The organism is Streptomyces sp. RFCAC02 (assembly GCF_004193175.1).
Classification (GTDB): Bacteria; Actinomycetota; Actinomycetes; order Streptomycetales; family Streptomycetaceae; genus Streptomyces.
Genome location: NZ_SAUH01000001.1, coordinates 3,191,466 through 3,210,738 on the forward strand (window position 1 = coordinate 3,191,466; position 19,273 = coordinate 3,210,738).

A 19,273-nucleotide genomic window follows, 5' to 3' on the forward strand; every position below is an offset into this window, starting at 1 on the left:
GGCACCACACCGTCCACAATCCACCCGGGGAGGGAAAGACCTTGCGGATCCCCACCGCACGGCCCGCGTCCCCCGCTTCTCCGTTCCGGGCGGGCATTCGACGCGGCTCACATTCGCCCAGCTCAGCGGTGGTTCGAACGTCCCAGCCTCCCGTCCCGGTCATGGCCGCTGGCGGGCGGGACGAAACCCGGCCCAGTCTGTGGTCGTCCGGCAGTGACCCGCCGCCGGCAAGCACCTGACAGGCCACTCGAGAAAGCAGTACGCCATGACCGCCTTCACGCTCCGCCACCGCACCCGGGCGCTCGTCGCCACCGTCGCCGCCGTGGCCGCCCTCTCGCTCACCGCCTGCGAGGACGACGAACTCGCCGCGGGCGGCGGCACGGACCAGAGCGAGAACGAGGCGCCCGCCGACCAGGACAGCGGCAGCGACGGCGTCACCGAGGACGGCGGCCAGGCTGAGGAGCACGAGGACATCGACGAGGAAGGGGGACAGGGCGAGGACGGTACCGCCGGCGACGAGGTGGCCGTCATCCCCTGCGCCGACCAGAACACCCAGGTGACCGTCTCCCCCGTCGAGCAGCCCATCAACCACCTGCTGCTCACCGTCACCAACACCGGCGACGAGAGGTGCGACGCCCACTCCTATCCCCTCCTGGGGTTCGACGATTCCCAGGCTCCGCTGCCGCCCGTCGAGGACAGCGCGCCGCAGGCCGTGATCACGCTCGAGCCGGGCGACGTCGCGTACGCGGGCGTGATCACCTCGTCCGGCGACTCGGCGGAGGGGTACGTCTCGACCTCCTCCACTCTCACCTTCATGGACAGCTACGGACACGCGGTGGGTGACGGGATCGAGCTGGCGCTGCCGGGCGGCGAGGTGTTCGTCGGAGACGCGGCCGCCGTCACCTACTGGCAGACCTCCACGGACGCCGCCCTCATGTGGTAGCCGGCCCGAGGGGCGGGGACGCACGAGGGCCAGCGACCGGGGGCGCCGATCGGGGTCACCGGACAGGCACCTGGGACGGACATGACGAAGGCCCCCGGCCGTGGATGGCGGCGGGGGCCTTCGGACAGCCCGGTGAGAGCTGGCGGAGGATACGAGATTCGAACTCGTGAGGGTGTGAACCCAACACGCTTTCCAAGCGTGCGCCCTAGGCCTCTAGGCGAATCCTCCGCCGCAAACGATACAAGACGACGGACGGTGGTTGCGAACCGTCTTCCGGGAGGGGGAGGGGGGACGAGCGCGTGCGGGGATCCGGTAGGGTTGGCAGCAGCCCCTCGCGCGGCGTCATCTCGCTGAACTCCCCCAGGGCCGGAAGGCAGCAAGGGTAGGTGAGCTCTGGCGGGTGCGCGAGGGGTCTTGTCGTGCGTGTCCCGCTTGTCAGTGGTGGCCTATATCGTCGGTGACGTGTCCTCCCTCGCGCTGTACCGCCGCTACCGACCCGAGACCTTCGCCGAGGTCATCGGGCAGGAGCACGTGACCGTCCCGCTGCAGCAGGCCCTGCGGAACAACAGGGTCAACCACGCGTACCTCTTCAGCGGTCCGCGCGGGTGCGGCAAGACGACCAGTGCGCGGATCCTCGCGCGGTGCCTCAACTGCGAGAACGGCCCCACGCCCGCACCCTGCGGCGAGTGCCGCTCGTGCCGTGATCTCGCGCGGAACGGGCCGGGGTCCATCGATGTCATCGAGATCGACGCCGCCTCGCACGGCGGTGTCGACGACGCCAGGGACCTGCGCGAGAAGGCGTTCTTCGGCCCTGCGGGCAGCCGGTACAAGATCTACATCATCGACGAGGCCCACATGGTCACCCCGGCGGGGTTCAACGCCCTGCTGAAGGTGGTCGAGGAGCCGCCGGAGCACCTCAAGTTCATCTTCGCCACCACCGAGCCGGAGAAGGTCATCGGGACGATCAGGTCCCGCACGCACCACTACCCGTTCCGGCTCGTGCCCCCCGGCACCCTGCGGGACCACCTGGCGGAGGTCTGCGCGCGGGAGGCCATTCCCGTCGCCGACGCCGTGCTGCCGCTCGTCGTCCGGGCCGGCGCCGGGTCCGTGCGGGACTCCATGTCCGTCATGGACCAGCTCCTCGCGGGCGCCGGGGACGAGGGCGTGACGTACGAGATGGCGACCGGCCTGCTCGGCTACACGGACGCGGCGCTGCTCGACGCGGTCGTGGAGGCGTTCGGGGCCGGGGACGGGACCGCCGCGTTCTCGGTCGTGGACCGGGTGATCGAGGGCGGGCACGATCCGCGCCGGTTCGTCGCCGACCTGCTGGAGCGGCTGCGCGACCTCCTCATCCTCGCCGCCGTGCCCGACGCGGCGGACAAGGGCCTCATCGACGTGCCGGCCGACGTCCTGGAGCGGATGGGCCGGCAGGCCGAGGCGCTCGGGGCGGCGGAGTTGAGCCGCGCCGCCGACCTGGTGAACACCGGCCTCACGGAGATGCGCGGCGCCACCTCGCCGCGGCTCCAACTGGAGCTGATCTGCGCCCGGGTGCTCCTGCCCGCCGCGTACGGGGACGAGCGGTCCCTCCAGGCCCGGCTGGACCGGCTGGAGCGCGGGCAGCGGCTCGGCGCGGTCCCCGCGGCGCCGCCGCAGCAGGCGCCGCCCGCCGTCCAGGCGCCCGCGCCACCGGTCGACCGGACCCCGCCGCCCGCGCCGGCGGCCCCCGTCGAGCCGCCGGCCCAGCAGCCGGCGCCGGTGCGGACGCCCCCCCCGGCGCCCGCCGAGCCCGCGCAGGCCGCCCCGCCGGCCGTGCAGGCCCCCGCGCAGGGGTCCCGGCCCGGTGCCTGGCCCACACGGGCCGCGGGCGCCCCGGCACCGGCACGGCAGCCCGCCGCGCCGCAGCCGGAACCGCAGCCGGCCGCGGCTCCCGCGGCCGCCGTGCCCCCGGCGGCGACCGGCGGGGGCGGCGATCCCGCGCAGGTGCGCCAGCTGTGGCCGCAGGTCCTCGACGCCGTGAAGCAGCGCCGCCGGTTCAGCTGGATCCTGCTCAGCCAGAACGCGCAGCTCGCCGGCTTCGACGGCGGGACCCTGCGGCTCGGCTTCGCGACGGTCGGGGCCAGGGACAGCTTCGTCAACAGCGGCAGCGACGAGGTCCTGCGCCAGGCCCTCGCCGACGCCCTGGGCGTCCAGTGGCGGATCGACGCCGTGGTCGATCCGGGCGGCGGTCCCGGTGGGGGCGGCGCCCCCCGTACCCCGCCGCCGGCACCCGCGGCCCCCGCCGCGCCGTCGCCGGGCGCCGTCCCGCCGCCGCAGGCCGACCGTCCGCCGCAGCCGGCTCCGGCTCCCGCCGCGCCGCGGCCGCCCGTCGCCGCGCCCCCGCCCGTGGCCGCCGAGGACGACATGCCGGCCGACGACGACCCCGACCTCGACGAGACGGCGCTCAGCGGCTACGAGCTGATCGTCCGGGAGCTCGGCGCGACGGTCATCGAGGAGTACCAGCACGAGTGAGTTCCCCCTCGGGTGGGACCGCGCCTCCATGAGCCCCGTAGGCTCGGGAGGGCACCTCTCTAGACAGCGACGAGCCAGGAGTGACCGTGTTTCCCGGTGGTAATGGGGTCGACATGCAGCAGTTGCTGCAGCAGGCCCAGAAGATGCAGCAGGACCTCGCGGCGGCCCAGGAGCAGCTGGCCAGCACCCCCGTCGAGGGCAGCGCGGGCGGTGGCCTCGTGAAGGCCACGGTCACCGGTTCCGGCGAGCTGACCGGCCTGGTGATCGACCCGAAGGCCGTCGACCCCGAGGACACCGAGACCCTCGCCGACCTCGTGATCGCCGCCGTGCGCGACGCGAACCAGGCCGCGCAGCGGCTCGCCGCCGAGAAGCTCGGCCCCCTGGCCAAGGGGCTCGGCGGCGGTGGCGGCAGCGGCATCCCGGGCCTGCCGTTCTGACCCTCCCGACCGTGCCGCCCGGCGCCGTCCCGCCCGGCCCCGGCCGGGCGGGATCCAACGACCAGAGACGAGGCATTCCGTGTACGAAGGGGTAGTCCAGGACCTCATCGACGAACTGGGCCGGCTGCCGGGCGTCGGCCCGAAGAGCGCCCAGCGGATCGCCTTCCACATCCTCCAGGCGGAGCCCGCCGACGTGACGCGGCTCGCGCGCGCCCTGACCGAGGTGAAGGCCAAGGTCAGGTTCTGCGCCGAGTGCGGCAACGTCGCCCAGGAGGAGCGCTGCCGCGTCTGCCTCGACCCGCGCCGCGACCCCACGGTCATCTGCGTCGTCGAGGAGCCGAAGGACGTCGTGGCCATCGAGCGCACCCGGGAGTTCCGCGGCCGGTACCACGTCCTGGGCGGGGCGATCAGCCCCATCGACGGCGTCGGGCCGGGCGATCTGCGCATCCGGGAGCTGCTGGCGCGGCTCGCGGACGGATCGGTCACCGAGCTGATCCTCGCCACCGACCCCAACCTGGAGGGCGAGGCGACCGCGACCTACCTGGCGCGGATGGTCGGGTCCCTCGGGCTGCGCGTCACACGGCTGGCCAGCGGGCTGCCGGTCGGTGGAGACTTGGAGTATGCCGACGAAGTCACCTTGGGACGCGCTTTCGAGGGAAGGCGGCTGCTTGATGTGTGAGGCAGAGACGTACGCGCCGGGCAGCGGCACGGGGAAGGCGGCCACACGATGACAAGGAGCGGTACGCACGGCGGTCCCGCGGCCGGAGCCGCGGCGGACGAGCCGTCGGGCGCCGGCGGCCCCGACGACTTCGCGGTCCAGATCGCCGACCAGGTCGAGAGCTTCATCGTCGCCGTCGGCGAGGTGGCGCGCGGCGACGACCCGGACAGCGCCATCCCCCACCTGCTGCTGCAGGTGTCCCAGCTGATCCTGGCGGGCGGCCGGCTCGGCGCGCACGAGGACATCGTCCCCGAGGAGCGGTACGAGCCGGACACCGGCCCCGAGGCCGACCTGGACGAGCTGCGGGAGCGCCTGGCGACCCTGCTCGCCCCCGTCGACGTGTACTCCGAGGTCTTCGACCCGTACGTGCCGCGCAGCACGCCGGTCGCCGCGCGGATCTCCGACGACCTGGCGAACATCGTCTCCGACCTGCGGCACGGCCTCGCGCACTACTCGGCGGGGCGTGTCAGCGAGGCGCTGTGGTGGTGGCAGTTCTCCTACCTGTCCAACTGGGGCCCGACCGCGAGCGCCACGCTCCGCGCCCTGCAGTCGCTGGTCGCCCACGTCCGGCTCGACACCCCGCTGGCCGAGCTGGACGGGCTCGACACCGACAGCGACGCCGAGGACGGTGACCTGGAACGGCAGGCCGGCCGCGTCATGGAGGCGGAGATCGCCGCGCCCCTCGGCCTGCGGACGGCCGCCGACGGGCCGTCCTGATCAGGGCACGAGGACGAGCCGGCCGCGCAGGCCGCCGGCGGCCGGCCGTTCGTGGGCGCGCGCGGCGTCCGTCAGGGGCAGCGTGCCAGCGACGCGGAGCGTGAGCCGGCCGGCCGCGGCGAGCGCGGCCAGGCCGGCGAGGGCCGTGCCGTCCACCGCGATCCAGGCGGTGCGCACGCGGATGCGCGCAGCGGTACGGGCGCCCCGCCGCTCAGGGCGGCGCAGGTGCCGCGTGTGCGGACGGCGGCGAGTGCCGCTGTCCCGAGGACGGCCGCGTCCAGCGCCCGGACGGCGGGCTCGTCCACCGCGCCGGCGAGTGCCACGACCCGTACGCCGCGCGCCGCGGCCAGCCCCACGGCGCAGCCGCCGACAGCGCCCGCGCCGCCCACGACGCGCGGGTCAGTGGTTCCGATGGTGCGGGGAGCGCGGTGCGCACGGGTTGAGGAGCAGCAGCGCGATGTCGTCCTCACGGTTCTCCGTGTGGCGGACGCGCAGCAGGTGGTCCGCGAGGTCGTCCATCGTGCCGCCGGAGCCGAAGGTGTGGTCCGCCGCCGCGGCGAGGTCGCGCGCGAGGCCGGCGGTGGCGGCGTCCGGGTCGAGGCCGGGCCGTTCCACGAGGCCGTCGGTGTACAGGAGCAGGACGGAGCCGCTGGGCAGCGGCAGCCCGACGGCCGGGTAGCGGGCGTCGGCGTCGATGCCGAGGAGCGGTCCCGGCGGTAGGTCGGGCACGGTGATCCGGCCGTCCGGGAGGCGGATGAGCGGCGGCGGGTGGCCGGCCGTGGCGAGGGTGGCCCGTTCCGCCGCCGGGTCGAGCGTGAGGTAGCAGCAGCTCGTGAACAGCCCGGGGTCGAGGTCGGTCAGCAGCCGGTTCGTACGCGCCAGGACGTCCTGCGGCGGGCGGTCCGTGCTCGCGTGGACGGCCGTGCGGACCTGGCCCATGAGCGCGGCGGCCGTGACGTTGTGGCCCTGGACGTCGCCGATGACGGCGGCGACGCGGCCGTACGCGTCGAGGGGGAGCACGTCGTAGAAGTCGCCGCCGATCTCCATGCCGCGGGTAGCGGGGAGGTAGCGGGCGGCCAGGCACAGGCCGGGCAGGTCGGGGAGGGCGTGGGGGAGCAGGCCGGCCTGGAGCTGGCGGGCGAGCTGCTGCTTGGCGTCGAAGAGGCGCGCCCGGTCGAGGGCCTGGGCGAGGAGGCCGGCGAGCGAGGTGAGGATCGTCCGCTCGTCGCGGGTGAACGTGTGCGGCCGGTCGTACGACAGGACGAAGCAGCCGACGGCGTGGCCGGACGTGACGAGCGGCAGGAACGCCCAGGCGGCCTTGCCGGTCAGCTCGGGGATGCCGGGGAAGAGGGCGGACATCTCCCGGGGGCTGCCGTAGAAGCCGGGCCGGTTCTCCTCCATGGCGCGGGCTGCGGCGTTCGCCCGGGTGCCGAGGGTGGCGCCGTCGAAGTGGGCCATGACCTCCTCGCTGTAGCCGCGGTGGCCGGCGACGTGCAGCCGGTCCCCCTCGGTGACGTAGAGGACGAGGCCCTGGGCGTCGAACGCGGGCAGGATGTGGCCTGCGGAGATGTCCACGATGTCGCGGACGCCTATGGCCTGGGTCAGCGCGACGGCGACCTGGGTGACGCGTTGCAGTGTGCCGTCCTGGGTCAGGGGGAGCCGGAGGCCGGCGGGCCGTGCACGGGTTCCGACGTCGGTGTGACCCGGACGCTGAGACCGTGGGCGCCCGGGTAGAACTGGAACCGCAGCCGGTGGTCGGGCGGGCGGACGGCGGTGAACGAGGTCGGCTCGCGCGTGAGCAGGGCGGCGCGGTAGCGGTCGGTGCAGGCGGGCGTGCACAGCCACGGCAGGACGTCCCAGGGGCGGGCGTCGAGCAGGTCGCGCACGGTGGTGCCGAGCAGGTCCGCCGCTGTGGCGCTGGCCCAGGACGTGCTGCCGTCGAGGCGCAGGGCGAGCGCGCCCTCGGGGAGGCGTTCGGCGAAGTCGGCGGCGGCCAGGGTGAGTGCCGGGTCGGGCGTGCGGTCGCGCGGCAGGGGGACTTCGCGGGGACGGTCGCCCGCGGTCTCGGGGGTGCCGGCGTCGGCGGCGCGCCGCAGGACCGTACCCATGCGGTCCGCGATGCGCGACAGGGCGGCGTGTTCCCCGGGGGTGAGGGCGGCGTGCGAGGGCGGCCAGAGCACGACCAGCGCGCCGGAGCAGGGGCTGTCGCCGCACGCGAGCGGCACATGGGCGGTGGCGTAGGCGTACGGCATGGGCAGGCTGGTCAGCGCTGCCTGGCGGCCCTCGGCCTCCTCCAGGGGGGCGTTGCGCCAGTGGAGGCGTTCGAGGCGGACCGTGTCCGCGAGGATGCTGGGCATGTCCAGGTCGACCCGGTGCCAGGGCTCCGCGACGTCGGCGGGCAGGCCGGTGATGGCGGTCATCAGCAGGAGCCGCCCGGTCGGGTCGAGAAGGTAGAGGGCCGCCCCGTAGGCGCCGGTGTCCCGCACCGCGTCGGTGAGGAGCCGGTCCAGCGCGCCGGATTCGGAGGAAAGCCCCATAGGCGCACATTACGCCGGTGGGGGAGTGGGCACATGTGGACCGGCGGCGTGTGAGGTCGGTTACGTTTCGCGCGTGTTTCCGTGTGTGCGGCGTGTCGTCTGGGCAGGGGTCGTCGCTGAGCGGGCCGCCCGGCCGTATCGCTCGGTAGAATTCATCCGGCCGTGGCCGCCGCACTGGCTACGGAGAGTGAGAGAACGAGGAGCAGCACACGTGGGCCTTGTCGTGCAGAAGTACGGCGGCTCCTCCGTTGCCGATGCCGAGGGCATCAAGCGGGTCGCCAAGCGGGTCGTCGAGGCCAAGAAGAACGGCAACCAGGTGGTTGTCGTGGTCTCCGCCATGGGGGACACGACGGACGAGCTGATCGATCTCGCGGGCCAGGTGTCCCCGGTCGCCTCGGGGCGCGAACTGGACATGCTGCTGACCGCGGGCGAGCGCATCTCCATGGCGCTGCTGGCGATGGCGATCGGAGCCCTCGGCCACGAGGCCCAGTCGTTCACCGGCAGCCAGGCCGGCGTCATCACCGACGCGGTCCACAACAAGGCGCGCATCATCGATGTGACGCCCGGCCGCATCCAGTCCTCCGTGGACGCCGGGAACATCGCCATCGTCGCCGGCTTCCAGGGCGTCTCCCAGAGCGGCAAGGACATCACCACCCTGGGCCGCGGCGGCTCCGACACCACCGCCGTCGCCCTCGCCGCCGCGCTCGGCGCCGAGGCGTGCGAGATCTACACGGACGTCGACGGCGTCTTCACGGCCGACCCGCGCGTGGTGAGCGCCGCGCGGAAGATCGACTGGATCTCCTTCGAGGACATGCTGGAACTGGCGAGCTCCGGTTCCAAGGTGCTGCTGCACCGGTGCGTGGAGTACGCGCGCCGCTACCAGATCCCCATCCATGTGCGGTCGTCGTTCTCCGGCCTGCAGGGCACATGGGTCAGCAACGAGCCGCTCGGAGGTCAGCCGGTGGAGCAGGCAATCATCTCGGGTGTCGCCCACGACACGTCCGAGGCCAAGATCACGATCGTCGGCGTCTCGGACAAGCCCGGTGTCGCCGCGACGATCTTCCGCACCATCGCGGACGCCGAGGTCAACATCGACATGGTCGTCCAGAACGTCTCCGCCGCCGCGACCGGCCTGACCGACATCTCGTTCACCCTGCCCAAGGACGAGGGCCGCAAGGCGATCGACGCCCTGGAGAAGCGCCGTCCGCTCATCGGCTTCGAGGCCCTGCGCTACGACGACCAGATCGCGAAGATCTCCCTCGTCGGCGCCGGCATGAAGACCAACCCGGGCGTCACCGCGACGTTCTTCGAGGCCCTGTCCAACGCCGGGGTCAACATCGAGCTGATCTCCACCTCCGAGATCCGCATCTCCGTCGTCACGCGCCACGACGACGTCGTGCCCGCCGTCCGCGCCGTGCACACGGCGTTCGGGCTCGACTCGGACTCCGAGGAGGCCGTCGTCTACGGCGGCACCGGCCGCTGAGGCGCGCGCCCGCCGCCGTACGTCCAGGTCCCGCGTCCGCGCCGGTCGTGAAGCTGCCGTGACCAACTCGTAGGGCTCCACGGCTTGCTCAGGACCGGGCGCCGGGAGACCATTTCAACTCCCCGTGCCGCAACGGAACCAGTCGCGGTACGGGGAGCGTCTTTGGTGCCCCACGGGCGGCGGGACGCCCATCGGACGGACGAGCGGGGCAGGTGATGGACCATGAGGGCGACCGCCCCGCCGACCGCCATCCCACGCGTCCCGTACAACCTTCGCGGGGGACGGCGTGTCCAATCGGCGTGGCAGAGGTACTCGACTTCCCGGCCGTCCCCCCTCGACGCCTTCCGCGTCCCGCGAGCACGACGCGCCGCCGGGGCATGCCGGTGATCGCCCCGCTGCCCGCCTCGGCGCCGACGCCCGCGAGCGGCCTCGACGCCCCGCGGGACGCCGCGGACGGCACGATGGCTGAAGGCACCACCGTCGACTTCCTGACCGAGACCTACCGGGCGCACTACCGCGCGCTCCTCGGCCTGGCGGCACTGCTCCTGGACGACATCGCCTCCTGCGAGGACGTCGTCCAGGAGGCGTTCATCCGCGTCCACTCCGCGCGCAGCCGCGTCCGGGAGCCGGAGAAGACCCTCGCCTACCTGCGCCAGACCGTCGTCAACCTCTCCCGCTCCACGCTCCGCCGCCGCATCCTCGGGTCGAAGCTGCTCTCCAAACCGATGCCCGATGCCGCCAGCGCCGAGGAGGGGGCGTACGCGCAGCTCGAGCGCGCCGACCTCATCCGGGCGATGCGCGGTCTCCAGCGCCGTCAGCGCGAGGTCCTCGTGCTGCGGTACTTCGCCGACATGACGGAGGCCGAGGTCGCGAAGACGCTCGGCATCTCCGCCGGCTCGGTCAAGGCGTACGGCTCCCGGGGCATCGCGGCGCTGCGCGTCGCCATGGAGGCCGCCAGATGACCGACCGCGATCCCGGCCGGCCGGCGCGCGGTACGCGGTGGCCGGAGCCGGGGGCGGAGGCACCGGACGGTCCGGGACCGCCCGGGGACACCGGCGCGCCCGGCGGCGAGGACGGTGAGGACGGGGAGGAGGCGCTCCGCCGCCTCCTGCGGGACGCCGTCGACGGCATCGGTGATCCGTCCGCCGACGCCCTCGACCACCTGCGGTCCGCCGTCGCGGCCCGCCGCAGGCGCCGCAAGCAGTTCCTCGTCGGCACCGCCGCGTCACTCGCGCTCCTCGGTATCGGCGCGCCCGTCGTGCTGTCGGCGACCGGGGCGGTCGGCGGCTCGGGGACGCACACGGTGTCGGGTCCCGAGGGCGACAGCGCGTTCGACGGCACACGTGACCTCGACGGGCTGCCCGGCGCGGCCGGCCCGTACCCGCCCGACGGCCTGCCGCTGCCCTCCGACGAGCCGCGCGCCGACCCGGGCGGCACGGGCCGGTCGCCGGAGGACCAGGCCGGGGGCGCCGCCGGCGGGGTCGAGTCCGACGACGGCGTCTCCTCCCCGACGTGCGACCGCGACCAGCTCGGCAGCGTCCATACGGTCGCCGGCACACCGGACGACCAGGGCCGCGTCTACGGGTTCATCCGTATGGTCAATGTCTCGGACGACGCCTGCCGCGTCACCGGGGACGACGAGCTGTCCGCCCTGCCCCTCGCCGCCGGCGACATGTCCGCCACCGCTCAGGTGCAGGTCCTCGACCGGACCGAGGGCGACCGCGCCGTGGGCCTGCCCACGCCCGACGAGACCCTGGAGGAGCTGGTCCTGTCCCCCGGCCGGGCGTACGAGATCCAGTTCGCCTGGGTGCCGTCCTCCGGTACGGCCGCGAGCTGCGCCGTCGCCGCCGAGCCGGCCGCCGGCACGTCGGACGGCGGGCTCACCACCGAGCTGGGCGGCACCGCGCCGCTCGCCGGCACCCCGGACAGCACCACCACGACCCAGACGGCCGGCACCGGCACCGACACGACGGGGACCGAGAGCGCCACCGACGACCCGTCCGCCCCGGGCGACACCGACGGCACGTCCGACGGCAGCGGCACCACCGACCCGACCACCCCCGGCGACAGCGACGGCACGTCCGACGGCAGCGGCTCCACCGACCCGACGGCCCCCGGCGACGGCGACGGCACCGACGAGCCCACGACCGGCGGCACCGACGGCGACGGCACTGACGACGGCACCACCGACGGCGTCCTGCTGCGCTACACACCCGCCGCCGGCGAGCCCGAGGCGGCCCGCATCCTGCTCGCGGGAACCTGCTCCGGCACCGTCTACCGCACGGGTGTCCTGGAGGCCCCGGCGTCCTGAACGGCGCCGGCCGAAGTACGGTGGGGCCGTGTACCGGTTCCTCCTGACCCCGCGCTGGTGGGGGATCAACCTCTTCGTCGTCCTGGCGATCCCCGTCTGCCTGTTCGCCGGCATGTGGCAGCTCGGCCGCTTCGAGGACCAGGTCGACAACCACCGGGAGCAGCAGCGCCAGGCGGAGGCCACGGGCGACCCCCGGCCCATCGCCGACCTCCTCCCCCTCACCACCGAGAGCGTCGGCGAGCAGGCCGAGGTCACCGGTACGTACGACGCCGCCCACCAACTGCTGGTCCCGGGCCGGCGGCTTGAGGACCGCACCGGCTACTACGTCCTCACCCCGCTGCGCCCGAGCGACGGCAGCCCCGCCCTGCCCGTCGTGCGCGGCTGGCTCCCCGGCACCGCCGACGCGGACCGCGCCCCCGCGCCGCCCACGGGCGAGGTCACCGTCACCGGGGCGCTCCAGGCCCCCGAGTCGCCGTCCACCGTGGACGGCCCCACCGACGGGCTGCCGGCCGGCCAGCTCGGCGTCATCGGCGCCGCCGCGCTGATCAACATCCTGCCGTACGGGATCACCGACGCGTGGCTGACCGTCCGGGACGCCGAGGAGCCGATGCTGGCCGTGCCGGCCGAGGCGCCGACCGGCACCGGCCTCGACATGGACGCCTTCCAGAACCTCGGCTACACCGCCGAGTGGTTCGTCTTCGCGGCGTTCGCCGTCTTCATGTGGTTCCGGCTGTTCCGGCGCGAGGTGGAACAGCAGCGCGACGCCGAGCTCGGCATCATTCCGGAGCAGCCCCGGCCGAGCCAGGAAGGTGCGCTCGCGCGAAGCGGATCTCCTGCGCCACCTGCTTGATCCGCTCCTCCACGACGAGCGAGCCGTGCCCCGCGTCGTACCGGTACACCTCGTGCACCGCGCCCCGGGCGGCGAGCCGTTCGACGTAGTTCTCGATCTGCCGGATCGGGCAGCGCGGGTCGTTGAGGCCGGCCGAGATGTACACGGGGGCCTTCACGTCGTCCACGTAGCCGATCGGCGACGACGCGGCCCAGCGGTCCGGCACCTCGTCGGGCGCGCCGCCGAAGAGCGTGCGGTCCAGGGCCTTCAGCGCCTCCATCTCGTCCTCGTACGCCGCGACGTAGTCCGCGACCGGCACGGCCGCCACGCCGACCGCCCACGCCTCCGGCTGGGTGCCGACGCCGAGGAGCGTGAGGTAGCCGCCCCACGAACCGCCGGTGAGGACCAGACGCTCCGGATCGGCCAGGCCGCTGTCCACCGCCCAGTCGCGGACGGCGGCGATGTCCTCCAGCTCGATCAGACCGACCCGGTGCTTCAGCGCGTCGGTCCAGGCCCGCCCGTACCCCGTCGAGCCGCGGTAGTTGACCCGCACGACGGCGAAGCCGTGGTCGAGCCAGGCCGCGGGGCCGGCCGCGAACGCGTCGCTGTCGTGGGCGGTCGGCCCGCCGTGGATGTCGAAGACGGTCGGGAACGGCCCCTCGCCCCCGGCCGGCCGCTGCACCAGGGCGTGCACCGTCCCGCCGGGACCCTCCACCCACGCGTCCGTGACCGGCACGGAACGCGGCGCCCGCGGCCCCGGCGGCTGAAGGACCCGGCCGCCCGCGGTGGACCGTACGACCGGCGGCTCGGCGGCCGAGGACCACAGGTACTCGACCGAGCCGTCGGGGCGGGCCGACGCGCCCATGATCGTGCCGGGCGGCGTGTCGATCCGCTCGGTGGCGCCCGTCGCCCCGTCGTGACGCCACAGCTCGTCGCGGGCGCGGTAGCTGTGCGAGACGAGCAGACCGCTGCCGTCGGGGTACCACTCGGCGGCGATGTCGCCGGGCAGGCCGAGGTCCAGCTCCTGCTCCTCGCCCGTCAGCGGGTTCCAGACGAGCGGCTCCCACCGGCCGCGCCGCTGGTGGCCGACGAGGAGCCGGGGGTCGCCGTCGACGGGCGCGAACCCGAGGACGGTGAGGCCGAGTTCCTCGGTGCCGCCGGCCGTGTCGTCCAGCTCGGCGACGGGGGTGCCGTCGAGACGGGTCACGCGGATCGCCGAGTGCATGGCGTCACCGTGCTCGGTGTGCTCGATCGCGAGCAGCGTCCCGTCGTGGCTGAGGTCGCCGACGCCGCCGGACTGGCGGTGCCGGTAGATCTCCACGGGGTCGCCGCCGCCGGCGGGTACGACGTGGATCGTCGTGCCGTCCTCCTCGGTCATGCGGCCGACGACGACCGTGCCGTCACGGCCGAGCGCGAGGCCGGCGGAGTACGCGGGGGGCAGGCCCGGCACGGCGGGCTCGTCCGCGCCGCCGTGGAACGGCTGGCGCACCCAGGTGCCGAACTCGTCGCCGTCACTGTCCCGGAACCACCACAGCCACGCGCCGTCCGGGCTGAGGGTGCCGTGCACCGTGCCGTTCGGCCGGTCGGTGGCGCGGCGCTGCTCGCCGGTCGCGCGGTCCCAGGCGTACAGCTCGAACGTGCCGGTCGCGTTGGAGACGAACAGCGACCGGTCGGGCGCGTCCTCGGCCCAGCGGGGCAGGGACACGCGGGCGGCGCGGAAGCGCTTCTCCCAGTCGGGGCGCTCCTGCTCGGGTGTGGCGGATGTGGAGTCGGTCATCGCCCCGTTCTACCCGATCGGCCGGGTGCCGACGCCGGGTGCCCGGGATCGTCGCGCCCGCGTCACGGCGGCGGACCGGTGAGGGCGCCCCCGCCGCCCCGGCGTTCGGCCTCCGCCGCGGCCTCGCGCCAGGCCGCCGCGATCTCCGCGGGGAGCCGGCGCCCGGTGCGGGCGAGGGTGACGCCCGGCGCGAGTTCGGCGATGTCACGGGTGTGCAGGACGGCGGGCCGGTCGTCGGGCAGCGCCGACCATGTCCCGGCGCCGGGTCCTGGACGCCACAGGCGGGTGCCGTGCCTGCTGAGGTTCCGCAGCCGGAGGGCGTCGGCGCCGACCCGGATCTCCAGGTGTCTGCGGCTCACGCGGCGGCCCCCGGCGTCGGGCGGGGAGCCGCCATCGGCGATGCAGCGGTCGATGGCGATGGTCCGCTCCCCGTCCAGGGCGGGACCCGGCGCGCGGCCGAGGACGACGGTCGTCCCGGCGTCGAGCGCGAGCCGGTGCACCGCGTCGGGGCCGCAGCGCAGCCTCAGCCCCGCGACACCGGGCCGCGGGCCGTCGTCGGCGAGCGGCAGACCGTGCCACTCGCACTGCGGTTCGCCGCCGCGCACCCGGGGGAGCTGGACGGCCTCCCCGCGCCGCCGGTCGTACAGCGAGCACGTCCGCTCCGGGCACCGCCAGTGCCGCGCCACCACGTCGACGAGCGGCCGGCGGGGCCGGGGCGCGCGATCGGCGGCGTGCACGCCCATGTCGCGCGCCGTCAGCCGGACGGTACGCGCGGGCGCGGGGCGCGGCATGAGGAACTGGGCGGTGTTGCCCTGCACCCAGGGGTGGCCGCCGCGGAGGTCGTCGTAGGAGTCGCGGCCGATGACGGGCAGGCCGGTCATGCCGGCGATGTCGAGCAGCGCCTCGCGGGCGTCGGGCAGCTCGGCGACGAGCCCGTCGCGTATCAGCCGGGCGAGGAGGTCGGGCTCCGTGCGGTCGGGGAACTCGGTGCGGCGGGTGCGCAGGCGCGGGTCGGCGATCGCGTGCACGGTGACCCACTGGTCGCGCAGCCGGTCGCCGAGCGCCTCGATGACCAGGCGGAGCCGGTCGAGGGAGCGGGCGCCGTGGCGGCCGAGGCGGGCGTCGCGGACGACGTCCGAGAGGTCGACGAGCGCGTCGGCCTGCTCGGGGACGGGCGTCAGGTACCGCTCGTAGGGGAACGGGCCGCCGTTCACCGGAGGCTCCCGGCGGGCGGCAGGCCCGGGGCGGCGGCGCGCCGCGACCGTACGACGATCGCACCGTCCGGGCCGGCGCGCCGTGCATCGTCCTTCTTCAGCGCCCGCACTGCTCACCCTCCCCGGCTCCGGGTACGCCGCAGGCCCGGCCGGGCCAATTCGCCATTCTGGCACGCCCGTTGAGAAGTGGAGAGGCCCCGCGGCGCATCGCCGGGACGGGCCCGGCGCACCGCGCGCCGGCGTACGCGCGGCGCGGGCCGCCGGGCGTACGGCCGCCGGTCAGTCCCCGGCCAGCTCGACCTGGATCTCGACCTCGACGGGCGCGTCCAGCGGGAGCACCGCGACCCCGACCGCGCTGCGGGCGTGCACGCCGGCGTCGCCGAAGACCTCGCCGAGCAGCTCGCTGGCGCCGTTCACCACCTGCGGCTGGCCCGTGAACCCGGGCGCCGACGCCACGAAGCCGAGCACCTTCACCACCCGCGCGACCCGGTCGAGGTCGCCGGCGACCGACTTGACGGCGGCCAGCGCGTTCAACGCGCAGACACGCGCCGACTCGTACGCCTGTTCAGGGGTGACCTCGGCGCCGACCTTGCCGGCGTACCGCAGCGCTCCGTCGACGAGCGGCACCTGCCCCGAGGTGTACACATGGCGCCCGGTGCGCACCGCCGGCACGTACGCCGCGACCGGCGGCACGACCGGCGGCAGCACGAGCCCGAGCCCCGCCAGCCGGTCCTCGACCGTGCTCACGCCTGGCCGCCCTTGGGCCGCTTGAAGTACGCCACGAGCTGCTCGGGGTTCGGCCCGGGGATGACCTGGACCAACTCCCAGCCGTCCTCGCCCCAGTTGTCCAGGATCTGCTTGGTCGTGTGCACCAGGAGCGGCACCGTCACGTATTCCCACTTCGTCATGGTCGCCACTCTAGGCCCTGCCCCTGACAATGCCGGGCCGGCCGCCGTACGTCCCCCCGCCCCGCGCGTCCGGGCCGCGCCGTAGGCTCGCCGGTGTGACTCCAGCGCGCAGACTGCACGTGGTCAGCGGCAAGGGCGGCACCGGCAAGACGACCGTCGCCGCGGCGCTCGCGCTCGCCCTCGCCGACGAGGGGCGGCGCACGCTGCTGGTCGAGGTCGAGGGCCGCCAGGGCATCGCCCAGGTCTTCGAGACCGAGGCCCTGCCCTACGAGGAACGCCGCATCGCGATCGGCCCCGGCGGCGGCGAGGTCTTCGCCCTCGCCATCGACGCCGAACGCGCCCTGCTCGACTACCTCAGCATGTTCTACAAGCTCGGCGGCGCGGGGCGGGCACTGCGCCGCATCGGCGCCATCGACTTCGCCACGACCATCGCCCCCGGACTCCGCGACGTCCTGCTGACCGGCAAGGCGTGCGAGGCGTCCCGCCGCCGCGGCCAGGACGGCCGGTACGTCTACGACGCCGTCGTCATGGACGCGCCGCCCACCGGGCGCATCACCCGTTTCCTCGGCGTCCACCACGAGGTCGCGGGACTGGCCCGCGTCGGCCCCGTCCACCACCAGGCCCAGGCCGTCATGCGGGTCCTCACCTCCCCGGAAACGGCGGTGCACCTCGTGACGCTCCTGGAGGAGATGCCGGTCCAGGAGACGGTCGACGGCATCGCCGAACTCCGCGCCGCCGGCCTGCCGACCGGCACCGTCGTCGTCAACATGGTCCGGCCGCCGCTGCTCGCCCGGCCGCCGGCACCGGACGCCGAGCCGGCCGCCCTCGCCGCCGCCCTCGCCCGCGCGGGCCTCCCCGAAGCCGAACGGATCGCCGGCCCCCTCCTCGCCGAGGGACACGCGTACGCGGCACGGCTCGCCCTGGAGGCCGAGGGCCGCGCCGCGCTCACCGGCCCCGGCCTGCCCGTCCGGGACCTGCCGCTGCTCGGCGACGGCGTCGACATCGCCGGCCTGTACCGCCTGGCCCGCCTGCTCCGCGACCACGAATGGTGACCCGGACATGAGCCCGCACCCGTCATCCCACGCCGCACCGCACGACGTCCCCGCGCTCGCCGTCGACCCGCTGCTCGACGACCCGGGGACCCGCATCGTCGTCTGCTGCGGCTCGGGCGGCGTCGGCAAGACGACCACCGCCGCCGCGCTCGCCCTGCGCGCCGCCGAACGCGGCCGCCGCGTCGTCGTCCTCACCATCGACCCGGCCCGCCGCCTCGCCCAGTCCCTGGGGCTCACGGAGCTGGACAACGTGCCCAGGGCCGTGCCCGGCACCGCGCGCGGGGCCGGCGGCGAACTGTTCGCCATGATGCTGGACATGAAGCGCACCTTCGACGAGATCGTCGAGGCGCACGCGGAGCCCGAGCGTGCCCGCGCGATCCTGGCGAACCCCTTCTACCAGTCGCTCTCCGCCGGTTTCGCCGGCACGCAGGAGTACATGGCGATGGAGAAGCTGGGCCAGCTCGCCGCCCGCGGCGAGTGGGACCTCATCGTCGTCGACACGCCCCCCAGCCGGTCCGCCCTCGACTTCCTCGACGCGCCGCAGCGCCTCGGCTCGTTCCTCGACGGCCGGCTCATCCGCGTCCTGGCGGCCCCGGCGCGGGCTGGCGGCCGGGCCGGCCGGAAGGTGATGAGCCTCGGCATGGCCGGGCTCGGCATGGTCACCGGCGCGCTCGGCACCGTCATGGGCACCGGGCTGCTGCGGGACGTGCAGACGTTCGTGGCGGCGATGGACACGATGTTCGGCGGGTTCAGGACGCGCGCGGACGCCACGTACCGGCTGCTCCAGGCGCCGGGGACGGCGTTCCTCGTCGTCGCCGCGCCCGAGCGGGACGCGCTGCGCGAGGCCGCCTACTTCGTGGAACGCCTCGCCGCCGACCGCATGCCGCTGGCCGGGCTCATCCTCAACAGGGTGCACAGGACGGCCGTGCCGGGGCTGGGCGCGGAACGGGCCACGGCCGCGGCGGAGACGCTGGAGCACCTTCCGGGCGCCGCGTCCGTCCCCCCGACCGGTACGGAAAAAATCCCGCAGTCCGGCATTGTCGATCATCGGACCGGGGATGCTGACCCCTGGGACGGCCCCGCGCAGGCCCCCGACGCGCTCGCCGCCGCCCTGCTCCGTGTGCACGCCGAGGGCATGCGCCGCCTCGCGCGCCAGCAGCGCGTCCGCGCGCGTTTCACCTCGCTCCACCCCACGGTGCCGGTCGCCGAGATCACCGCGCTGCCCGGCGACGTGCACGACCTCACCGGTCTGCGCACGATCGGCGACCTGCTGGCCCTCCCCCCGGCGCCCGCCGCATGACGCGGGCGCTCACCCCACGTTCGCGTACTCCTCGAACCCGGGGCCGCCGGCGGCGTCCGCCTCCTCCGGCCGCGCGGCCCGCTCGTACTCCGAGCGTGCCGTCTCCAGCAGCCGGCGCCACGACGTGACGGTGGGCCGACGGCGCAGGAGGGCGCGCCGTTCCCGTTCCGTCATGCCGCCCCAGACGCCGAACTCGACCCGGTTGTCCAGCGCGTCGGCCAGGCACTCCGTCCGGACCGGGCAGCCGGTGCAGACCGCCTTGGCGTGGTTCTGCGCCGCGCCCTGCACGAACAGATCGTCGGGATCCGTCGTGCGGCAGGCCGCCTGCGCGGTCCAGTCCGTAAGCCAGCTCATGCAGGTGCCGTCCTTCCCCGAAAACCAGGCTCCCCCACGGCGGCGATTGGCATATTCGCCTCGCCGGAGCAGGACGTTACGGAAGGCGGGCACCCCACAACACCCCCGAGGGGCCTAATCTCCTATGGCCCATTAGGACTATGCGTTGGGCGATGTCACTCGTACGAGTGAACAGGAGGCGCGCT

Annotated in this window: 19 protein-coding genes, 1 tRNA gene and 1 other RNA gene; 12 read left to right on the forward strand and 9 right to left on the reverse strand. The window is 74.8% G+C overall.

Annotated features, from left to right (window positions below; genetic code table 11):
- Window positions 1-265 precede the first annotated feature (265 nt).
- Entirely contained in the window at window positions 266-943 is a 678-nt protein-coding gene (locus tag EMA09_RS14940; RefSeq protein WP_129841531.1) for a DUF4232 domain-containing protein, read from the forward strand.
- A 140-nt stretch (window positions 944-1,083) separates the two neighbouring features.
- Here EMA09_RS14940 and EMA09_RS14945 read toward each other — a convergent pair.
- A tRNA-Ser gene (locus tag EMA09_RS14945) sits at window positions 1,084-1,171 on the reverse strand.
- Between the two features lie 95 nt (window positions 1,172-1,266).
- Here EMA09_RS14945 and ffs point away from each other — a divergent pair.
- The 5 genes from ffs to EMA09_RS14970 all read left to right on the forward strand — a co-directional run bounded on the left by ffs (window position 1,267) and on the right by EMA09_RS14970 (window position 5,323).
- An RNA gene (gene ffs / locus EMA09_RS14950) (signal recognition particle sRNA small type) lies at window positions 1,267-1,363 on the forward strand.
- Window positions 1,364-1,405: 42 nt separating this feature from the next.
- Window positions 1,406-3,451, forward strand: coding sequence for a DNA polymerase III subunit gamma and tau (locus EMA09_RS14955; RefSeq protein WP_129841532.1), 2,046 nt, complete (start codon window positions 1,406-1,408; stop codon window positions 3,449-3,451).
- Window positions 3,452-3,537: 86 nt separating this feature from the next.
- Window positions 3,538-3,888: a YbaB/EbfC family nucleoid-associated protein gene (locus EMA09_RS14960; RefSeq protein ID WP_129844050.1), complete on the forward strand. Its 351-nt coding sequence runs from the start codon at window positions 3,538-3,540 to the stop codon at window positions 3,886-3,888.
- 79 nt (window positions 3,889-3,967) lie between these two features.
- Window positions 3,968-4,567, forward strand: coding sequence for a recombination mediator RecR (gene recR, locus EMA09_RS14965; protein WP_129841533.1), 600 nt, complete (start codon window positions 3,968-3,970; stop codon window positions 4,565-4,567).
- A 48-nt stretch (window positions 4,568-4,615) separates the two neighbouring features.
- Window positions 4,616-5,323 carry a DUF5063 domain-containing protein gene (locus tag EMA09_RS14970; protein WP_129841534.1) on the forward strand — a complete coding sequence of 236 codons (708 nt, stop codon included), beginning with the start codon at window positions 4,616-4,618 and terminating at the stop codon, window positions 5,321-5,323.
- Here EMA09_RS14970 and EMA09_RS29460 read toward each other — a convergent pair whose 3' ends face one another.
- The 3 genes from EMA09_RS29460 to EMA09_RS28990 form a co-directional block, all read right to left on the reverse strand.
- A complete protein-coding gene (locus EMA09_RS29460; protein WP_346655831.1) occupies window positions 5,324-5,500 on the reverse strand; it encodes a zinc-binding dehydrogenase in 177 nt (58 codons plus the stop codon).
- A gap of 222 nt (window positions 5,501-5,722) precedes the next feature.
- A complete protein-coding gene (locus tag EMA09_RS28985; protein WP_240796401.1) occupies window positions 5,723-6,898 on the reverse strand; it encodes a GAF domain-containing SpoIIE family protein phosphatase in 1,176 nt (391 codons plus the stop codon).
- A 74-nt stretch (window positions 6,899-6,972) separates the two neighbouring features.
- Window positions 6,973-7,860, reverse strand: a complete 888-nt coding sequence (locus tag EMA09_RS28990; RefSeq protein WP_240796402.1) for a PAS domain-containing protein — start codon at window positions 7,858-7,860, stop codon at window positions 6,973-6,975.
- Between the two features lie 211 nt (window positions 7,861-8,071).
- Between EMA09_RS28990 and EMA09_RS14985 the strand changes: the two genes are divergently transcribed.
- From EMA09_RS14985 to EMA09_RS15000, 4 genes are all read left to right on the forward strand, one after another.
- The gene (locus tag EMA09_RS14985) at window positions 8,072-9,343 is read left to right on the forward strand and encodes an aspartate kinase (protein ID WP_129841535.1); all 1,272 of its coding nucleotides are present in this window, start codon (window positions 8,072-8,074) and stop codon (window positions 9,341-9,343) included.
- Between the two features lie 377 nt (window positions 9,344-9,720).
- Window positions 9,721-10,305 carry a SigE family RNA polymerase sigma factor gene (locus EMA09_RS14990; protein ID WP_129844051.1) on the forward strand — a complete coding sequence of 195 codons (585 nt, stop codon included), beginning with the start codon at window positions 9,721-9,723 and terminating at the stop codon, window positions 10,303-10,305.
- A complete protein-coding gene (locus EMA09_RS14995; RefSeq protein WP_129841536.1) occupies window positions 10,302-11,654 on the forward strand; it encodes a hypothetical protein in 1,353 nt (450 codons plus the stop codon). The genes EMA09_RS14990 and EMA09_RS14995 overlap by 4 nt, the downstream gene beginning before the upstream one ends.
- Window positions 11,655-11,682: 28 nt before the next feature.
- Window positions 11,683-12,504 (forward strand): SURF1 family protein, encoded by an 822-nt coding sequence (locus tag EMA09_RS15000; RefSeq protein WP_129841537.1) that lies wholly within the window; start codon window positions 11,683-11,685, stop codon window positions 12,502-12,504.
- Here EMA09_RS15000 and EMA09_RS15005 read toward each other — a convergent pair.
- The 4 genes from EMA09_RS15005 to EMA09_RS15020 form a co-directional block, all read right to left on the reverse strand.
- Window positions 12,431-14,260: a prolyl oligopeptidase family serine peptidase gene (locus EMA09_RS15005; RefSeq protein WP_129841538.1), complete on the reverse strand. Its 1,830-nt coding sequence runs from the start codon at window positions 14,258-14,260 to the stop codon at window positions 12,431-12,433. The two genes, EMA09_RS15000 and EMA09_RS15005, sit on opposite strands and share 74 nt — an antisense overlap.
- Before the next feature lie 62 nt (window positions 14,261-14,322).
- The gene (locus tag EMA09_RS15010; protein WP_129841539.1) at window positions 14,323-15,474 is read right to left on the reverse strand and encodes an FHA domain-containing protein; all 1,152 of its coding nucleotides are present in this window, start codon (window positions 15,472-15,474) and stop codon (window positions 14,323-14,325) included.
- Window positions 15,475-15,753: 279 nt separating this feature from the next.
- The gene (locus EMA09_RS15015; RefSeq protein WP_129841540.1) at window positions 15,754-16,221 is read right to left on the reverse strand and encodes a RidA family protein; all 468 of its coding nucleotides are present in this window, start codon (window positions 16,219-16,221) and stop codon (window positions 15,754-15,756) included.
- On the reverse strand, window positions 16,218-16,382 hold the full coding sequence (locus EMA09_RS15020; RefSeq protein ID WP_129841541.1) for a DUF4177 domain-containing protein: 165 nt from the start codon (window positions 16,380-16,382) through the stop codon (window positions 16,218-16,220). Before EMA09_RS15020 ends, EMA09_RS15015 begins: the two co-directional genes overlap by 4 nt.
- A 29-nt stretch (window positions 16,383-16,411) precedes the next feature.
- On the opposite strand from EMA09_RS15020, the gene EMA09_RS15025 reads away from it, so the two are divergent.
- Entirely contained in the window at window positions 16,412-17,434 is a 1,023-nt protein-coding gene (locus EMA09_RS15025; RefSeq protein WP_129841542.1) for an ArsA-related P-loop ATPase, read from the forward strand.
- A 7-nt stretch (window positions 17,435-17,441) separates the two neighbouring features.
- Complete coding sequence (locus EMA09_RS15030; protein ID WP_129841543.1) at window positions 17,442-18,734, forward strand: ArsA-related P-loop ATPase; 1,293 nt, start codon at window positions 17,442-17,444, stop codon at window positions 18,732-18,734.
- 9 nt (window positions 18,735-18,743) lie between these two features.
- On the opposite strand, the gene EMA09_RS15035 is transcribed toward EMA09_RS15030, so the two are convergent.
- On the reverse strand, window positions 18,744-19,088 hold the full coding sequence (locus EMA09_RS15035; protein WP_240796404.1) for a WhiB family transcriptional regulator: 345 nt from the start codon (window positions 19,086-19,088) through the stop codon (window positions 18,744-18,746).
- Window positions 19,089-19,273: the final 185 nt, after the last annotated feature.

What these genes read in the sequence shown, in the direction of transcription:
- EMA09_RS14990 (WP_129844051.1), top strand. Translation starts at nt 9,721, where the DNA reads ATGCCGGTGATCGCCCCGCTGCCCGCCTCGGCGCCGACGCCCGCGAGC.
- EMA09_RS28990 (WP_240796402.1), bottom strand. Translation starts at nt 7,860, where the DNA reads ATGGGGCTTTCCTCCGAATCCGGCGCGCTGGACCGGCTCCTCACCGAC.
- EMA09_RS15005 (WP_129841538.1), bottom strand. Translation starts at nt 14,260, where the DNA reads ATGACCGACTCCACATCCGCCACACCCGAGCAGGAGCGCCCCGACTGG.
- EMA09_RS15025 (WP_129841542.1), top strand. Translation starts at nt 16,412, where the DNA reads ATGCCGGGCCGGCCGCCGTACGTCCCCCCGCCCCGCGCGTCCGGGCCG.
- EMA09_RS15035 (WP_240796404.1), bottom strand. Translation starts at nt 19,088, where the DNA reads ATGAGCTGGCTTACGGACTGGACCGCGCAGGCGGCCTGCCGCACGACG.
- EMA09_RS15030 (WP_129841543.1), top strand. Translation starts at nt 17,442, where the DNA reads ATGAGCCCGCACCCGTCATCCCACGCCGCACCGCACGACGTCCCCGCG.
- EMA09_RS14940 (WP_129841531.1), top strand. Translation starts at nt 266, where the DNA reads ATGACCGCCTTCACGCTCCGCCACCGCACCCGGGCGCTCGTCGCCACC.
- EMA09_RS14970 (WP_129841534.1), top strand. Translation starts at nt 4,616, where the DNA reads ATGACAAGGAGCGGTACGCACGGCGGTCCCGCGGCCGGAGCCGCGGCG.
- EMA09_RS15020 (WP_129841541.1), bottom strand. Translation starts at nt 16,382, where the DNA reads ATGACGAAGTGGGAATACGTGACGGTGCCGCTCCTGGTGCACACGACC.
- EMA09_RS14995 (WP_129841536.1), top strand. Translation starts at nt 10,302, where the DNA reads ATGACCGACCGCGATCCCGGCCGGCCGGCGCGCGGTACGCGGTGGCCG.